Genomic DNA, 14,018 nt, shown 5'->3' on the forward strand with positions numbered 1-14,018 from the left:
CGGTCTTGCCTGCCTATCGCCCGACTGGGTAAGGGCAGGCACCCGCCGGCCGCAGGCCCAATTGCCTGCCGGTGGTGCCGACTTGAGGAAAACGTGAAATAAGGTCAGAAGACATCTGACCAACGAGAACGGGCGCCGGCCCGATGAGGGATATTATGAAGAATTCAGCCATTTCCGAACGCAAGAACCAGTCGATTTCACGCGGCGTCGGCATGACCACGCAGATCTATGCCGACCGGGCTGAAAATTCGGAGATCTGGGATGTCGAGGGCCGCCGCTACATCGACTTCTCCTCCGGCATCGCCGTGGTCAATACCGGCCACCGCCATCCCAAGGTAATCGAGGCTGTCAAGGCACAGCTCGACCGCTTCACCCATACCTGCCATCAGGTGGTGCCCTATGAAAGCTACGTGCGGCTGGCCGAACGCCTGAACGCCATGCTGCCCGGCAAGTTCGAGAAGAAGACCATCTTCGTCACCACCGGCGCCGAGGCGGTCGAGAACGCCATCAAGATCGCCCGCAACGCCACCGGCCGCCAGGCCGTCATTGCCTTTGGGGGCGGCTTCCACGGCCGCACCTTCATGGGCATGGCGCTGACCGGCAAGGTCGTTCCCTACAAGGTCGGCTTCGGCGCCATGCCGGGCGACGTCTACCACGTGCCGTTCCCGGTGCAGCTGCATGGCGTCTCGGTCGCCGATTCGCTTGCCGCGCTCGACAAGCTGTTCAAGGCCGATGTCGATCCGGCCCGCGTCGCCGCGATCATCATCGAGCCGGTTCAGGGCGAGGGGGGCTTCTACGATGCGCCGCGTGAGCTCCTGACGGCGCTGCGCAAGCTCTGCGACCAGCATGGAATGCTTCTCATCGCCGATGAAGTGCAGACCGGCTTTGCCCGCACCGGCAAGATGTTCGCGATGGACCATCACGAGGTCGCTGCCGACATCACCACCATGGCCAAGAGCCTTGCCGGCGGCTTCCCACTGGCGGCGGTCACCGGCCGCGCCGAGATCATGGATGCGCCCGGCCCTGGTGGGCTCGGCGGCACCTATGGCGGCAGCCCGATCGGCGTCGCCGCCGCGCATGCGGTTCTCGATGTGATCGAGGACGAAAAGCTGTGCGACCGCGCCAACACGCTGGGTGCGCGGCTGAAGCAGCGCCTTCAGTCGATCCGCGACGACGTGCCCGAGATTGTCGACATCCGCGGCCTCGGCTTCATGAACGCGGTTGAGTTCAACGACATCAAGAAGGGCCTGCCCTCGGCCGAGATCGCCAACGCCGTCCGGCTGAAGGCGCTCGACATGGGGCTGATCCTGCTGACCTGCGGCGTCTATGGCAACGTCATCCGTTTCCTGGCGCCGATCACCATCCAGGACGAAGTCATGAACGAGGCGCTTGACATTCTGGAAAGCTCGATCCGCGAAGTCTGCGCCGCCTGACCACCTCCCCCTCGTGGGGAGGTCGGACCGAAGGTCCGGGTGGGGGGCTTGGCGCCGACCCCCACCCCGCTGCTTCGCAGCGACCCTCCCCGCAAGCGGGAGGGTAAGGGCGTCTAGCCCGCAGCCCTTGCCGGCTCATCCTGCTGAAACGCGGCCAGTGCTGCCTTTAGCCCTTCGGGCCCCATGGCCACCATCTGCGGCGTCGGTGAGAAGCCGGCGCCGAGCATCTTGCGGCCGAGCATGTGGTCGCCCGGCCGATTGACGGATTCGATGCCGAGCAGCCGGTCCCCGGCGTAATGGTAGATCGAGAATTTGTTGTCGGGCAGATCACCCAGCACGACATGGCTGTCGCCGCCGGCGGTCAGCCCGACCATCTGCAGCTTCATGTCGCCAATGTCGGACCAGAACCACGGTACCGCCGAATAGGCATCGGCATGGCCTGATATGGTGCGCGCGGCAAGGCGGGCCTGGTCGGTGGCGTTCTGCACCGATTCCAGCCGCACGTCGCCGCCGGTGAACCAGTGCCGGTAGGAGGCGGCGTCGCCGATTGCGAGGATTTCAGGCACCGAGCTGCGCATCTGGTGGTCGACTCGGATACCGTTGGCCACGACGAGGCCGGCTGCCTGCGCCAGTTCGACATTCGGCACGGCGCCGATGCCGACGATGACCATGCGCGCCGGCAGCCTTTCGCCTGTTGAGGTGATCGCGGCCACGACATGACCGTTTTCGCCTTCCAGCCGGGCAATCGAGGTGCCGGTCAGGATGCGCACGCCGGTCGCTTCCAGCCGTTGGCGGACATGGCTCGCCACGGCGGGCGCCACGGCTCGTCCAAGCAGCCGGTCGACCGTTTCGACAACCGTCACCGTGCGGCCGGCCGCCCGCAGCGTCGCGGCAATCTCCAGCCCGATGAAACCGCCGCCGAGGATGACGACATCTTCGCTCTGTGCGCTCAACTCCCGGATCAGCCGCGCATCGGCCAGCGAACGCAGCGACAAAACGCCGGAGAGGTCCGAGCCTGGCAGCGGCAGGGCGCGCGGGCGCGACCCGGTCGCCAGGATCAGATGGTCGAAGGCAAGCGATCTGCCACCGGCGATGTCGAGGCTGCGGCGACCGGAATCGATGCGCTCAATCCGGATTCCCGGCCGGTAATCGATGGCGCTGCCAGTATAGAAGGCTTCGCCGCGCAGGGGCTGCGGCTTGGCTTCCGGGTCCTTGATGAAGGTCTTCGACAGTGGCGGCTTGTGGTAGGGCAGTTCGTTCTCGTCACCGACGAGGATCACCGGCCCGTCATAGCCGTCCTCACGCAGGCTTGCCGCCGCTTGCACGCCAGCATGACCCGCGCCGACAATGACCACACTGTTCTTCATCGCATTCCCATCCCGATTTTGATCCTAGGACGTCTCGCCAAGTGGCAATTGTCTGGCGCCGCCGCAAGAGAGCTTTTGCGGGTCGCACCGGGAATGGCGGCTGTCAATCGCACAGCTCGTCGAGAAAACCGGTGAACGCAGCGGATAAAGTTGACTATCATAGTTTAGAATAATTCTAAACTATTGTTTCGATTGGATTTTCCAGCAATTTTGGTTGACTTCCACTGGCGTCGAAGCTTTAAGGGATCTCGCGCATTGGCGCATCCCTTTGATGTCTGGGCCTTGAACCCGTTCGATTGGAGGCATTTTGGTGTCTTTCTTCCCTGAGCCGCGCGGCAGCGCGGCATATCCTGCGGCCGGTGGCATGCACACGACCTGGTGTGCCGGCTGCCACGCGCGCCGTTTGCGGAATTCCCGAGAGACTGGAGAGCGATGATGACAGCACGATATGGCGGCAGGCTCGCGGCGATTGGTGCCACGGCCTTGCTGACGGCGGCGGTGTTCGTGCTGCCCGCGAAGGCGGAAACCGACCCCAAGGCGGTCATCAAGACTTACGCGGATATCGGGCTTGCCAAATATGAGGATTCCCTGATCACCGCGCAGACGCTCGACAAGGCGGTCGACGCCTTGCTTGCCAAGCCGTCGGCCGAAACGCTCAACGCCGCCCGCGACGCCTGGAAGGCGGCCCGCGTGCTCTATCCACAGACCGAGGTCTACCGCTTCGGCAACAAGATCGTCGACGACTGGGAAGGCGGGGTGAATTCCTGGCCCTTGGACGAAGGCCTGATCGACTACGTTGCCAAGAGCTACGGTACGGAATCGGACGTGAATTCGCTCTATACGGCCAATGTAATCGCCAACAAGGAAATCGAGATCAACGGCAAGAAGGTCGATGCCTCGACGCTTTCGCCGGAATTCCTCTCCGGCACCTTGCAACAAGCTGGCGGCATCGAGGCCAATGTCGCTACCGGCTATCACGCCATCGAGTTCCTGCTCTGGGGCCAGGATCTGCACGGCACCGGTCCGGGCGCCGGCGAGCGTCCCTATACGGACTACGACCTCAAGAACTGCACCGGCGGCAATTGCGCCCGCCGCGCAGAGTACCTGAAATCGGCAACTGACCTTCTGGTCTCCGACCTGCAGAAGATGGTCAACGACTGGAAGGAAGACGGCGCCGCGCGCAAGAACCTCGTCGATGGCGAGCCGAACACCGCGATCTCGATCATCTTCACCGGCATGGGCTCGCTGTCCTACGGTGAACTGGCCGGCGAACGCATGAAGCTCGGCCTGCTGCTGCATGATCCGGAAGAGGAGCAAGACTGCTTCTCCGACAACACTTACAACTCCCACCTCTATGACGCCGTCGGCATCCGCGCCGCCTATCACGCCAGCTATATCCGCCTCGATGGCACCGTCGTTTCGGGGCCCTCGGTGTCCGATATGGTGAAGGCAGTCGACCCGGCGATCGACAAGGAACTGTCGGGCAAGCTCGAAGTCACCGTCGCCAGGATGGAAGCGATCAAGGCGCGGGCCGAGGCCGGCGAAGCCTATGACCAGCAGATCGCCGAGGGCAATGCGCAAGGCAATGCCACCGTTCAGGCGGCGATCGACGCATTGATCGACCAGACCAAATCGATCGAGCGCGCCGTCGGCTCGCTGAAGCTCAACGCCATCGCCTTCGAGGGTTCCGACAGCCTCGACGCGCCCGACAAGGTGTTCAAGTAAGGCCAGAAGCCTGCTCAGGAGCCGGGCGACCGGCTTCGGAATGAGGAGGCCCCGGCAGTAAGAAATGCCAGGCGGCGCGGGAGCCGCCGCCAGCCATCCGAGCCAAGTAATGCTGATCTGCCATTGCAACATCATCACCGAAACGGAGATCGAGCAGGCCATCGTCGGGCTGCTTGACAAGGACCCCTGGCAGCTCATCGTGCCGGCAAAGGTCTACCACGCCATGCAGAAGCGCGGGCGTTGCTGCGGCTGCTTGCCAAATGTGGTCGAAACGATCATTCGGGTCACCGAAAATTACCACGGCCGCTCGGAGGCGGGCGGTGTGGATGTCGTTTCACATCTGGATCGTGTCAGAGGCCTGCGCGTCCAATACGGGAGCAGAAGCCATGAAAGGCGAACCGCGGATCATCGAGCGGCTTAACGAGGCTCTGTTCCCCTTGAGACGCAACTCGGTCTACTGCCCTCGATCGGCGAAGAGGAATACTGGCAGCACAACCCCCCGGCGGGCGAGGCGGAATAAGGATATGCGGAAATGCGGCGCCCCATAGCTGTCTTGCGCCGCTTGCGGCGGGCCAAAGGCCCGCTGGGTGTTCAGAAAACGCCAGTTATGTCGGCTGGTCGGCGCTGCACCATTCTCATGCTGGCGCTGGCCTCTTCGGCGGTGGCCGGCGCCCTTCCCGCCGGCCTCGCCACCGTGCGTACCGACCTTAATGCGAAAGACCAGGCGCGCGTCGCTGCCGTCACCAGGGCGACTACGGATTTCTCCAGACCTGAGCCGTTCGAACTGATGCAAGGTGGCGCCGGCACGTCCGAGAAAGACGTCAGCCGTGAGTCCTTCTCGCAATCCTCGGCCAACATCACCTTCGAGGAAGAGAGCATCTTCAAGCTCGGTAACGCCCTGTTCCGCAAGAACTGGGTGTCGTCGCCATCCTCGACGCAGGCGTCGGACGGGCTTGGGCCCCTGTTCAACGAACGGGCCTGCCAGAATTGCCATCTGAAGGATGGTCGCGGCCGCCCGCCGCAAGGTGACGCCGGCACCACCTCGATGTTCCTGCGGCTGGCCCGCGAGGCAAGCAGCGCGGAAGAGAAGGCGGCTATCGCCGACCATCAGTTGCCCAACTTCCCCGATCCGGTTTACGGCACGCAGTTGCAGGAGCTGGCGGTGCCTGGCCTGCACGGCGAAGGCCGGATGCATGTCGACTATCAGGAACGTAAGGTAGAACTGACGGATGGCACGGTGGTTTCCCTGCGGAAGCCCAGTTACTCCGTCACCGATCTTGCCTATGGGTCTCTCGATCCGCGCACCACGCTGTCGCCGCGCCTGACCCCGCCTATGATCGGCCTTGGGCTGATCGAGCAAATCGCGCCGACCGACATCCTTGCTCATGCCGATCCGGAGGACCGCGATGGTGACGGCATCTCCGGCAGGCCGAACATCGTCCGCGACAGGCCGAGCGGTGAGTTGACGGTTGGCCGTTTCGGCTGGAAGGCGCAGACAGCATCGATCCGCCAGCAGGCGGCGGATGCTTTTGTCGGTGACATCGGCATTTCGACGCCGGAAGAACCGAAGCATTGGGGCGACTGCACGGCCGCGCAGGCAAAATGCCTCGCCATGCCCAACGGTGTGCAGGAGCGGCTCGGCCTGGTGGAGGCACCGCCACCGGTGATGGATCTCGTCACCTTCTATGCACAAAACCTGGCCGTGCCGGCACGCCGCGATCTCGCCGCGCCTGATGTGCTCGCAGGAAAAAAGGTCTTTTACGAGATCGGCTGCGTTGCCTGCCACACGCCGAAATTCGTCACCCGCCGCGACGCGCCCAACAAGGCGCAGGCCTTCCAGCTCATCTGGCCCTATTCCGATTTCCTGCTGCACGACATGGGGCCTGACCTTGCCGACGGCCAGGCTTTGGGCGACGCGACCGGCAACGAGTGGCGCACCCCGCCGCTGTGGGGTATCGGCCTGACCGAGATCGTCAACGGCAATTCCTTCTTTCTGCACGATGGCCGTGCCCGCAGCCTGACCGAGGCGATCCTGTGGCATGGCGGCGAGGGCCGGAAGGCGCGCGACCGCTTTGCCGCCGCCGACGCTGCCGAGCGCGATGCATTGCTTAAATTCCTGGAGTCACTTTGATGCTGAAGCGTTCCGCGCTGGTTCTCGCTCTTCCCCTGGCGTTGCTGGGTATTTTTCCGGCATCGGCGGCCGTGAAGGCCTCCGACGTGATCCAGCGCGCGGTCGACGGCTTTGTCCGCCCGGCCTATGCCGGCCTCCACGAACACACGCAATCCCTGGCGAAGGCCATGCACAAGCTCTGTGAGGCACCTTCGCAAGGGGAACTTGATGCGGCGCGTGCCGAGTTTTCGGCCACGGTCTATGCCTGGTCGTCGGCCGAGATCATCGGTTTTGGGCCGATCAAGGAGAACAACCGCCTGGAGCGCATGCTGTTCTGGCCGGACCGCAAGAGCATTGGCCTGAAGCAGGTGCAGGCGGCCATGTCGGACAAGGACGCTACCGCCACCGATCCGGCACAACTGGCCGGCAAGAGCGTTGCCATGCAAGGCTTGGGTGCGCTGGAATTCGTGCTTTACGGGGACGGCGCCGCTGCGCTGACGGGCAAGGATGATGCCTATCGTTGCGCCTATGGGGCCGCGATTGCCGGCAACATCGAGACCATGGCCAAAGACGTCGACGACGCTTGGAACAAGCCGGACGGCTTTGCAATGCTCTGGGCCAATCCGGGACCGCAAAACGCACTTTACCGCGACGGCAACGAAGCAGTGATTGAGCTGGTCGGGGTCTTCATCAAAGAGTTGGAGATGGTTCGCGATGTCCGCCTGAAGGGCTTCCTTGGAGCCGGGCCCGGGACGGACAAGCCGAAACAGGCGATCTACTGGCGTTCGCAAAACACTGCCAATTCGCTGGCCGGAAATCTCGCCGGCATCGATGCGCTGTTCCAGGTCTCGAAGCTCGGCGATGCGCTGCCGGCGGATGCGCGCTGGATGGCGGAGTCGATCCATATCCAGCTGGTCAACGGCGTCGCCACCGCGAAGTCCATCCATGGTCCGATCGACAAGGCGCTCGCCGATCCGGCGCAGCGCGAAAAACTCGAGCATTTCGCGCTGATCACCTCCAGCCTGTCGACGCTGATCGGAGCCAGGCTGACCGCCGAATTCGGCCTGACTGCAGGTTTTTCGTCGTTGGATGGAGATTGAGCGTGAGCCGGAAAATGGCGTGGGCATTTGGCGATAGGCGCAGCGGCTGCGACGCGTGGCCGGTATTTGCGAATCTCCGTCTTTGGAGATTGGTCGAAACGCTAGTCGCTTCGTCATCCTGGGGCGGAGCAAGGAGCGAAGCGACGCGGCGCAGACCCCGGGATCCATGCCGCGACTTCAGGGCGTTGCAACGGTTCGGCTTTCTGCTCCGCTGCGTTCTTCGGCTGAAATCACGGCATGGATCCTTGGGTCTTCGCGACGGAGCTTCGCTCCTGCTTCGCCCAAGCATGACGAATTCTGAAAGGCTTCGGCCAACCTCGGATGGCTGCGATAATCCGCTCGAGCGATCGGTGGGAACTGAATGCCAACTTCGACCTCCGGACATGGCGATGAGCGAGCCTCTAACCGTTGGGATGGTGTCATGAGAACATCCCTCATGGATCGCCGTGATTTCCTGAGGGCCGCGGGCATTGGCTTTGCCGCCGCGATGGCACCGTCGGCCTGGGCAAAAACGCTGGCGGCGGGTGCCGTCTTCGCCACCGCCTTCCTCAAGCGCGACGGCGGTTTTGGTGCTGCCGTCCTGTCGGAGGCCGGCAAGGTGCTGCATGCGATCGACCTGCCCGATCGCGGCCACGACGTCACCTTCGATCCCGTATCCAGGCGTTCGGTGGTTTTCGCCCGCCAGCCGGGCACTTTCGCCGTCGTTTTCGATCACACCGGGCACGATGCTCCGCTGACAATCGCCAGCATCCCCGGCCGGCATTTCTTCGGCCATGGCGTGTTCTCGCCCGACGGCGCGCTGCTCTACGCCACGGAGAATGATTTCGACAACGCTGCAGGCGTGGTCGGCATCTATGATGCGCGGGCGAAATTCAGCCGCGTCGGGGAGTTCCCGACCTACGGCATGGGGCCGCACGAGCTTCTGCTGCTGGGCGATGGCAGGACGATCGCGGTCGCCAATGGCGGCATCGAGACCCATCCCGATTATGGCCGTGCCGAGCTCAACATCGGGACCATGAAGCCGTGCTATGTGCTTGTCGACCGCGTCTCTGGTGACCTCATCGAAAAGCACGAACTGCCGGCGGCGCTGCATCAGCTGTCGATCCGCCACATGGACACCGACCAGACCGGCACCGTCTGGTTCGGCTGCCAATACAGGGGGCCGGGCACCGATCGTCCGGCGCTGGTCGGCCGCGCCACGCGCGGCAAGGATCTGCAGTTGCTCGACATGCCGGGGGATGTGCTGTCCGGCTTTCGCAACTATATCGGCTCGGTCGCCGCCAATCCTTCAGCCGCCACGATCGCCGTCTCGTCGCCGGAAGGCAATTCGCTTGCCGTGATCGACGCGGCGAGTGGCCGGGTGGTCTCGACCCGCGCGCTGGTCGAGGTCTGCGGCGTGGCGCCGGATGGATTGGGCTTCATGGCCACCACGGGCGCCGGTGAGATCATTGAAGGCAGCGGCGTGGCGCGGTCGGAACCGGACTATGTCTGGGACAACCACATGCTGCGCATCGAACAGGTCCGGTAGAGCGCTGGCAGAACCGAAGCCGCTTAACAAATTGTGCTTGCGGTGGCGCGCCTTGGCGGGCACAGGGAAGTGGTTCTCGGAACCGGTCGCTTCATGAAAGTGCTTGCCATCGACTGTGCCGCCAGCCTCTGCGCCGCCTGCGTCTACGACGCGGCGGCAGAGGAGGAACTCGGCCGCTCGGTGCTCGATCTCGGCAAGGGCCATGCCGAACACCTGATGGCGGTCATCGCCGAGGCGATGAAGGCGGGTGCGACTGACTACGCCGGCCTTGGCGCCATCGCCGTCTCCGTCGGTCCCGGTTCCTTCACCGGCCTTCGCGTCGGTGTTTCGACAGCGCGCGGGTTGGCGCTGGCGCTCAAGGTGCCCGCGATCGGCGTGACGACGCTCGAGGCGCTGGCGGCCGAAGCGGCAGCGGCATTTCCCGGCCGCGCCGTGCTGGCGGCGCTCGATGCCGGCCGTGAGGAGATCCATGCCGCATTGTACGATAAAATGTCAGCTTTGACTTACGGCCCCGCGGTGACCACGCTGGCGGAAGCCACGGCCCTGGCGGTCGAAAATGCTGCCGTGCTTGCCGGCACCGCAGCGGCGCACATCGCCGCTTCAGCCGGGCGCGCTTTCGACATCGGGCCACGGATGGCCACCGCCGACATTGTCACCTACGCCCGTCTTGCCGTCGCCAAAGGCGAGAGCGAAAGGCCAAAACCGCTTTACCTGCGCGGCGCTGATGCCAAGCCGCAGGCCGGGTTTATTCTTTCGAGGCAAGAAAAATAGAATGCGCATACCCTTTCTTCAGCCGCGTCGCCGGGACTATGCACTCGAGCCGCTCAGGATCACCGACAGTCCCGCGATCTCGCTGCTGCACCGCGAGGATTTCGTCCGCCCGTGGACCGATGGCGAGTTCGCTGCCTTGCTCGAACAGGACACCGTGTTCGGCTACGCCGCGCGCGAAACCGGGCAGGGCGCCAAGCCGCCGGTGGGCTTCGTGCTGGCAAGGCTGGCAGCCGGCGAGGGCGAGATTCTGACCGTCGCCGTGGCGCGATCGCATCGCCGCCAGGGGCTGGGCTGGCAGCTGATGGACGCGGTGCTACGCGAACTGCACGCCCAGCGCGCCGAAGCGCTGTTCCTGGAGGTCGACGAGACCAATGTCGCCGCGATCGCCCTCTATCGGCGGCTCGGCTTCCGCGAAGTCGGCAAGCGCCCGGATTATTACAAGGCGCCCGGGCGCGGGCCGACCGGGGCGCTTGTCATGCGCCGCGATCTTCGCTAGCCAGAGGCCGCATGACCCCGAAAATCGGATCCGATTTCGGAAGGATCATGCGCCAAGATCAAGGTGTTGCAGCGTCCTTTGTGCGTCCAGGAGGACGCGCGGCACTGTAATGGTAAGGCCAAGGACGCATGATCGGAAAAATCAGGGTTTTCCTGGCGCTGGGCCTCGTCGTTGCCGGTTCGCTGGTCCTGGTGCCGTTGCAGATACTGTCGATGAAAACCGGCTGGTGGCCGGAAACCGTCATCCTCAAGATATGGCATAGGTTGATTGTCCGGGCGCTCGGCATGCGCATCCATGTCAAGGGGACGCTGTCGGCCAAGCGCCCCTTGCTGGTCGCCGCGAACCACATCTCCTGGACCGACATCATGGTGCTGGGCTCTTTTGCCGATGTGAAGTTCATCGCCAGGGCCGACATGGAAGGCTGGCCGCTGATCGGCATGCTGTCGAAACTGCAGCGCACCGTCTTCATCGAGCGCGAACGCAAGCGTTCCTCGGGCGACCAGGCCAGCGAGATCGCCGGCCGCATGGCCAAGGGCGACGTCATGGTGCTGTTCGCCGAGGGTTCGACCGGTGACGGCAATGTCGTCCTGCCGTTCAAGAGCACGCTGTTCGGGGCCGCCTCGATGGCGATTTCGGAGGGTGCTGCCGAGCAGGTATTCATCCAGCCGGTGGCGATCGTCTATACGCGCCTGCATGGCGTGCCGCTCGGCCGCCGGCACCGCCCGATCGCGGCCTGGATCGGCGACGAGGATTTGATGCCGCACCTCAAGGTGCTGATGGCCGAAGGCGCCCTCGATGTCGAGGTGCATTTCGGCGAAGCGATTGCCTTTTCCAAGGGCTCGAACCGCAAGGAAACGGCGAAGCTGATGGAAAGCCAGGTGCGCGAGATGATGCAGGCGTCACTCGCCGATCCGCGCCCGAGCCGCTAGCCCTGCACGCTCCTGCGGGCGCATACCGAGAATCGTCTGTTTTTTGTCACGGAAAGGCGTTAGAAGCCGCCAGATGGACTTGAACACGATTGAAAGCGACGACATCGGCACTGTCGCCGGAGAGCCGGCAGCGCGCGCCACGGCAGCGAAGAAGGTCTTCATCAAGACCTATGGCTGCCAGATGAACGTCTATGACTCACAGCGCATGAGCGACGCTCTGGCCGCCGACGGCTACACCGCGACCGATGCCATCGGCGAGGCTGATCTCGTGCTGCTCAACACCTGCCATATCAGGGAGAAGGCGGCCGAAAAGGTCTATTCCGAGCTCGGCCGCATCCGTGACATGAAGGCGGAGCGCGCCGATGCCGGCCGCGAGTTGCTGATCGGCGTCGCCGGCTGCGTGGCGCAGGCCGAGGGTGCCGAGATCATCAGGCGCTCTCCGGCTGTCGATCTGGTCATCGGTCCGCAGACCTATCACCGCTTGCCGGACGTGCTGGCGAGAGTCCGTGGCGGCGAGAAGATCGTCGAGACCGAATACGCCATCGAGGACAAGTTCGAGCATCTGCCGCAACCCAGGCGCGCCGAGGTCATCAAGCGCGGCGTCACCGCCTTCCTCACCGTGCAGGAAGGCTGCGACAAGTTCTGCACCTTCTGCGTCGTGCCCTACACCAGAGGGGCCGAGGTATCGCGGCCGGTCGCGCAGATCGTCGCTGAGGCCGAGCGGCTCGCCGAGGCCGGTGTGCGCGAGGTGACGCTGCTTGGCCAGAACGTCAATGCCTGGCATGGCCAAGGCGAAAATGGCGAGGAATGGGGTCTTGGCCGGCTGCTGTTCCGGCTGGCCGAAATCCCCGGCCTTGCGCGGCTGCGCTACACCACCAGCCATCCGCGCGACATGGACGACGAGCTGATTGCTGCCCACCGCGACCTGCCGTCGCTGATGCCCTATCTGCATCTGCCGGTGCAGTCGGGATCCGACCGTATCCTCAAGGCGATGAACCGCAGGCACACGGCGAAGGATTATCTGGCGTTGCTTGATCGCATCCGTGCCGCGCGGCCGGATATCGCACTATCTGGCGACTTCATCGTCGGCTTCCCCGGTGAAACGGACGCCGATTTCGAAGCGACCATGGAATTGGTGCGCCAGGTGAACTACGCCTCGGCCTTTTCCTTCAAATATTCCCCACGCCCCGGCACGCCGGGCGCCGATATGCCCGATCATGTGCCGGAATCGGTCAAGGACGAACGCCTGCAGCTCCTGCAGGCTCTGCTCTTGAAACAACAGCAGGATTTCGGCTCGAGCCTGGTCGGCAGCACCATCGACACGCTGATCGAGAAGCCTGGCCGGCAGGCCGGCCAGAAGGTCGGCCGCTCGCCTTGGCTACAGCCGGTTATTGTTGATGAAAAGGCCGGCGAAATCGGTGACATTATCCAGGTACGAATCACGAAGACGGGCTACAATAGCCTGTTCGCCGAATTGGCCTGATGGTCTCGGCAGATGAGGAGAGACGGTTGAGCGCAGCGGAGCTGAAGAATCTGCCCCCGGTACCGGCATCTGGGGCTTCTGACATGGCGCACATCGTTCTGACTTTCGACAACAACAAGCTTGCCAGCGCCCTTTACGGTCAGTTCGACGAGAACCTCGCCCGGCTCGAGCAGAAGCTCGGCGTCGACATACGCTCGCGCGGCAACCAGCTGACCATCAAGGGGTCTGCTTCGGCCGCCGAACAAGCGCGCCGCGCCTTGGACAATCTCTACGGGATTCTGCAGAAAGGCGTCGATATCAGTCAGTCCGATGTCGACGGCGCCGTGCGCATGGCGGTGGCCGCCGACGATCAGCTCACGCTGCCGACGCTGGAGCGCAAGGGCAAGGTTTCAGCTGCCCAGATATCCACCCGCAAGAAGACGATCTACGCCCGCTCGCTCACCCAGGACGCCTATATGCGGGCCTTGGAGCGGTCGGAACTGGTGTTCGGCATCGGTCCGGCCGGCACCGGCAAGACCTATCTGGCGGTGGCGCATGCGGCGATGCTGCTCGAACGCGGCATGGTCGAGCGTATCGTGCTGTCGCGCCCCGCGGTCGAGGCCGGCGAGCGGCTGGGCTTCCTGCCCGGCGACATGAAGGAGAAGGTCGATCCCTATCTGCGGCCGCTCTATGACGCGCTCTACGACATGATGCCCGCCGACAAGGTCGAACGTGCCATTGCGGCGGAAGTGATCGAGATCGCGCCGCTCGCCTTCATGCGCGGCCGCACGCTGGCGCATGCCGCGGTCATCCTCGACGAGGCGCAGAACACCACGCCGATGCAGATGAAAATGTTCCTGACGCGTCTTGGCGAAAATTCGCGCATGATCGTGACGGGCGATCCGACCCAGATCGACCTGCCGCCGAACACCAAGTCCGGCCTGGTCGAGGCGCTCAGGATCCTTGACGGCGTGACGGGTATGGTGACGGTGCGCTTCAACGAGGGTGACGTCGTCCGGCATCCGCTGGTCGCCGAGATCGTCAAGGCCTATGACCGGGACGGCAAGCTCGCGCGCGGCATGGGGACCGAAGGCTGA

General features: G+C 64.0%; 12 protein-coding genes. 11 read left to right on the plus strand and 1 reads right to left on the minus strand.

Annotated features, from left to right (window positions below; all coding sequences use genetic code 11):
• Positions 1-155 precede the first annotated feature (155 nt).
• Positions 156-1,433 (plus strand): 4-aminobutyrate--2-oxoglutarate transaminase, encoded by a 1,278-nt coding sequence (locus FJ548_RS04815; RefSeq protein ID WP_140777113.1) that lies wholly within the window; start codon positions 156-158, stop codon positions 1,431-1,433.
• 113 nt (positions 1,434-1,546) lie between these two features.
• Here the strand turns inward: FJ548_RS04815 and FJ548_RS04820 are convergent, their stop codons facing one another.
• Positions 1,547-2,800 carry an FAD-dependent oxidoreductase gene (locus tag FJ548_RS04820; protein ID WP_140777115.1) on the minus strand — a complete coding sequence of 418 codons (1,254 nt, stop codon included), beginning with the start codon at positions 2,798-2,800 and terminating at the stop codon, positions 1,547-1,549.
• 435 nt (positions 2,801-3,235) lie between these two features.
• Between FJ548_RS04820 and FJ548_RS04825 the strand changes: the two genes are divergently transcribed.
• The 10 genes from FJ548_RS04825 to FJ548_RS04870 all read left to right on the plus strand — a co-directional run bounded on the left by FJ548_RS04825 (position 3,236) and on the right by FJ548_RS04870 (position 14,018).
• Complete coding sequence (locus tag FJ548_RS04825) at positions 3,236-4,525, plus strand: imelysin family protein (protein WP_140765138.1); 1,290 nt, start codon at positions 3,236-3,238, stop codon at positions 4,523-4,525.
• A gap of 109 nt (positions 4,526-4,634) precedes the next feature.
• Positions 4,635-4,946 (plus strand): (2Fe-2S)-binding protein, encoded by a 312-nt coding sequence (locus FJ548_RS04830; RefSeq protein WP_140765136.1) that lies wholly within the window; start codon positions 4,635-4,637, stop codon positions 4,944-4,946.
• A gap of 111 nt (positions 4,947-5,057) precedes the next feature.
• Positions 5,058-6,656 (plus strand): di-heme oxidoredictase family protein, encoded by a 1,599-nt coding sequence (locus tag FJ548_RS04835; protein ID WP_140607788.1) that lies wholly within the window; start codon positions 5,058-5,060, stop codon positions 6,654-6,656.
• Positions 6,656-7,735 carry an imelysin family protein gene (locus tag FJ548_RS04840; RefSeq protein WP_140607786.1) on the plus strand — a complete coding sequence of 360 codons (1,080 nt, stop codon included), beginning with the start codon at positions 6,656-6,658 and terminating at the stop codon, positions 7,733-7,735. Before FJ548_RS04835 ends, FJ548_RS04840 begins: the two co-directional genes overlap by 1 nt.
• A 421-nt stretch (positions 7,736-8,156) precedes the next feature.
• Positions 8,157-9,263, plus strand: coding sequence for a DUF1513 domain-containing protein (locus tag FJ548_RS04845; protein ID WP_140607784.1), 1,107 nt, complete (start codon positions 8,157-8,159; stop codon positions 9,261-9,263).
• Between the two features lie 93 nt (positions 9,264-9,356).
• On the plus strand, positions 9,357-10,034 hold the full coding sequence (gene tsaB / locus FJ548_RS04850; RefSeq protein WP_140607782.1) for a tRNA (adenosine(37)-N6)-threonylcarbamoyltransferase complex dimerization subunit type 1 TsaB: 678 nt from the start codon (positions 9,357-9,359) through the stop codon (positions 10,032-10,034).
• A gap of 1 nt (position 10,035) precedes the next feature.
• On the plus strand, positions 10,036-10,530 hold the full coding sequence (rimI, locus tag FJ548_RS04855) for a ribosomal protein S18-alanine N-acetyltransferase (protein ID WP_140607780.1): 495 nt from the start codon (positions 10,036-10,038) through the stop codon (positions 10,528-10,530).
• A 128-nt stretch (positions 10,531-10,658) separates the two neighbouring features.
• Positions 10,659-11,459: a 1-acyl-sn-glycerol-3-phosphate acyltransferase gene (locus FJ548_RS04860; RefSeq protein WP_140777117.1), complete on the plus strand. Its 801-nt coding sequence runs from the start codon at positions 10,659-10,661 to the stop codon at positions 11,457-11,459.
• 73 nt (positions 11,460-11,532) lie between these two features.
• Positions 11,533-12,942, plus strand: coding sequence for a tRNA (N6-isopentenyl adenosine(37)-C2)-methylthiotransferase MiaB (gene miaB / locus FJ548_RS04865; protein WP_140777119.1), 1,410 nt, complete (start codon positions 11,533-11,535; stop codon positions 12,940-12,942).
• 83 nt (positions 12,943-13,025) lie between these two features.
• Positions 13,026-14,018 carry a PhoH family protein gene (locus FJ548_RS04870; protein ID WP_226890477.1) on the plus strand — a complete coding sequence of 331 codons (993 nt, stop codon included), beginning with the start codon at positions 13,026-13,028 and terminating at the stop codon, positions 14,016-14,018.

The sequence above is a fragment of the Mesorhizobium sp. B2-4-17 genome (genome assembly GCF_006441275.1).
In the GTDB taxonomy this organism is placed as follows: domain Bacteria; phylum Pseudomonadota; class Alphaproteobacteria; order Rhizobiales; family Rhizobiaceae; genus Mesorhizobium.

Bases quoted from the DNA above. Each gene is read 5' to 3' on its own strand.
- FJ548_RS04830 (WP_140765136.1), top strand. From the start codon at position 4,635: ATGCTGATCTGCCATTGCAACATCATCACCGAAACGGAGATCGAGCAG.
- FJ548_RS04825 (WP_140765138.1), top strand. From the start codon at position 3,236: ATGACAGCACGATATGGCGGCAGGCTCGCGGCGATTGGTGCCACGGCC.
- FJ548_RS04870 (WP_226890477.1), top strand. From the start codon at position 13,026: ATGGCGCACATCGTTCTGACTTTCGACAACAACAAGCTTGCCAGCGCC.
- tsaB (WP_140607782.1), top strand. From the start codon at position 9,357: ATGAAAGTGCTTGCCATCGACTGTGCCGCCAGCCTCTGCGCCGCCTGC.
- FJ548_RS04860 (WP_140777117.1), top strand. From the start codon at position 10,659: ATGATCGGAAAAATCAGGGTTTTCCTGGCGCTGGGCCTCGTCGTTGCC.
- FJ548_RS04835 (WP_140607788.1), top strand. From the start codon at position 5,058: ATGCGGCGCCCCATAGCTGTCTTGCGCCGCTTGCGGCGGGCCAAAGGC.
- rimI (WP_140607780.1), top strand. From the start codon at position 10,036: ATGCGCATACCCTTTCTTCAGCCGCGTCGCCGGGACTATGCACTCGAG.
- FJ548_RS04845 (WP_140607784.1), top strand. From the start codon at position 8,157: ATGAGAACATCCCTCATGGATCGCCGTGATTTCCTGAGGGCCGCGGGC.
- FJ548_RS04840 (WP_140607786.1), top strand. From the start codon at position 6,656: ATGCTGAAGCGTTCCGCGCTGGTTCTCGCTCTTCCCCTGGCGTTGCTG.
- miaB (WP_140777119.1), top strand. From the start codon at position 11,533: ATGGACTTGAACACGATTGAAAGCGACGACATCGGCACTGTCGCCGGA.
- FJ548_RS04815 (WP_140777113.1), top strand. From the start codon at position 156: ATGAAGAATTCAGCCATTTCCGAACGCAAGAACCAGTCGATTTCACGC.
- FJ548_RS04820 (WP_140777115.1), bottom strand. From the start codon at position 2,800: ATGAAGAACAGTGTGGTCATTGTCGGCGCGGGTCATGCTGGCGTGCAA.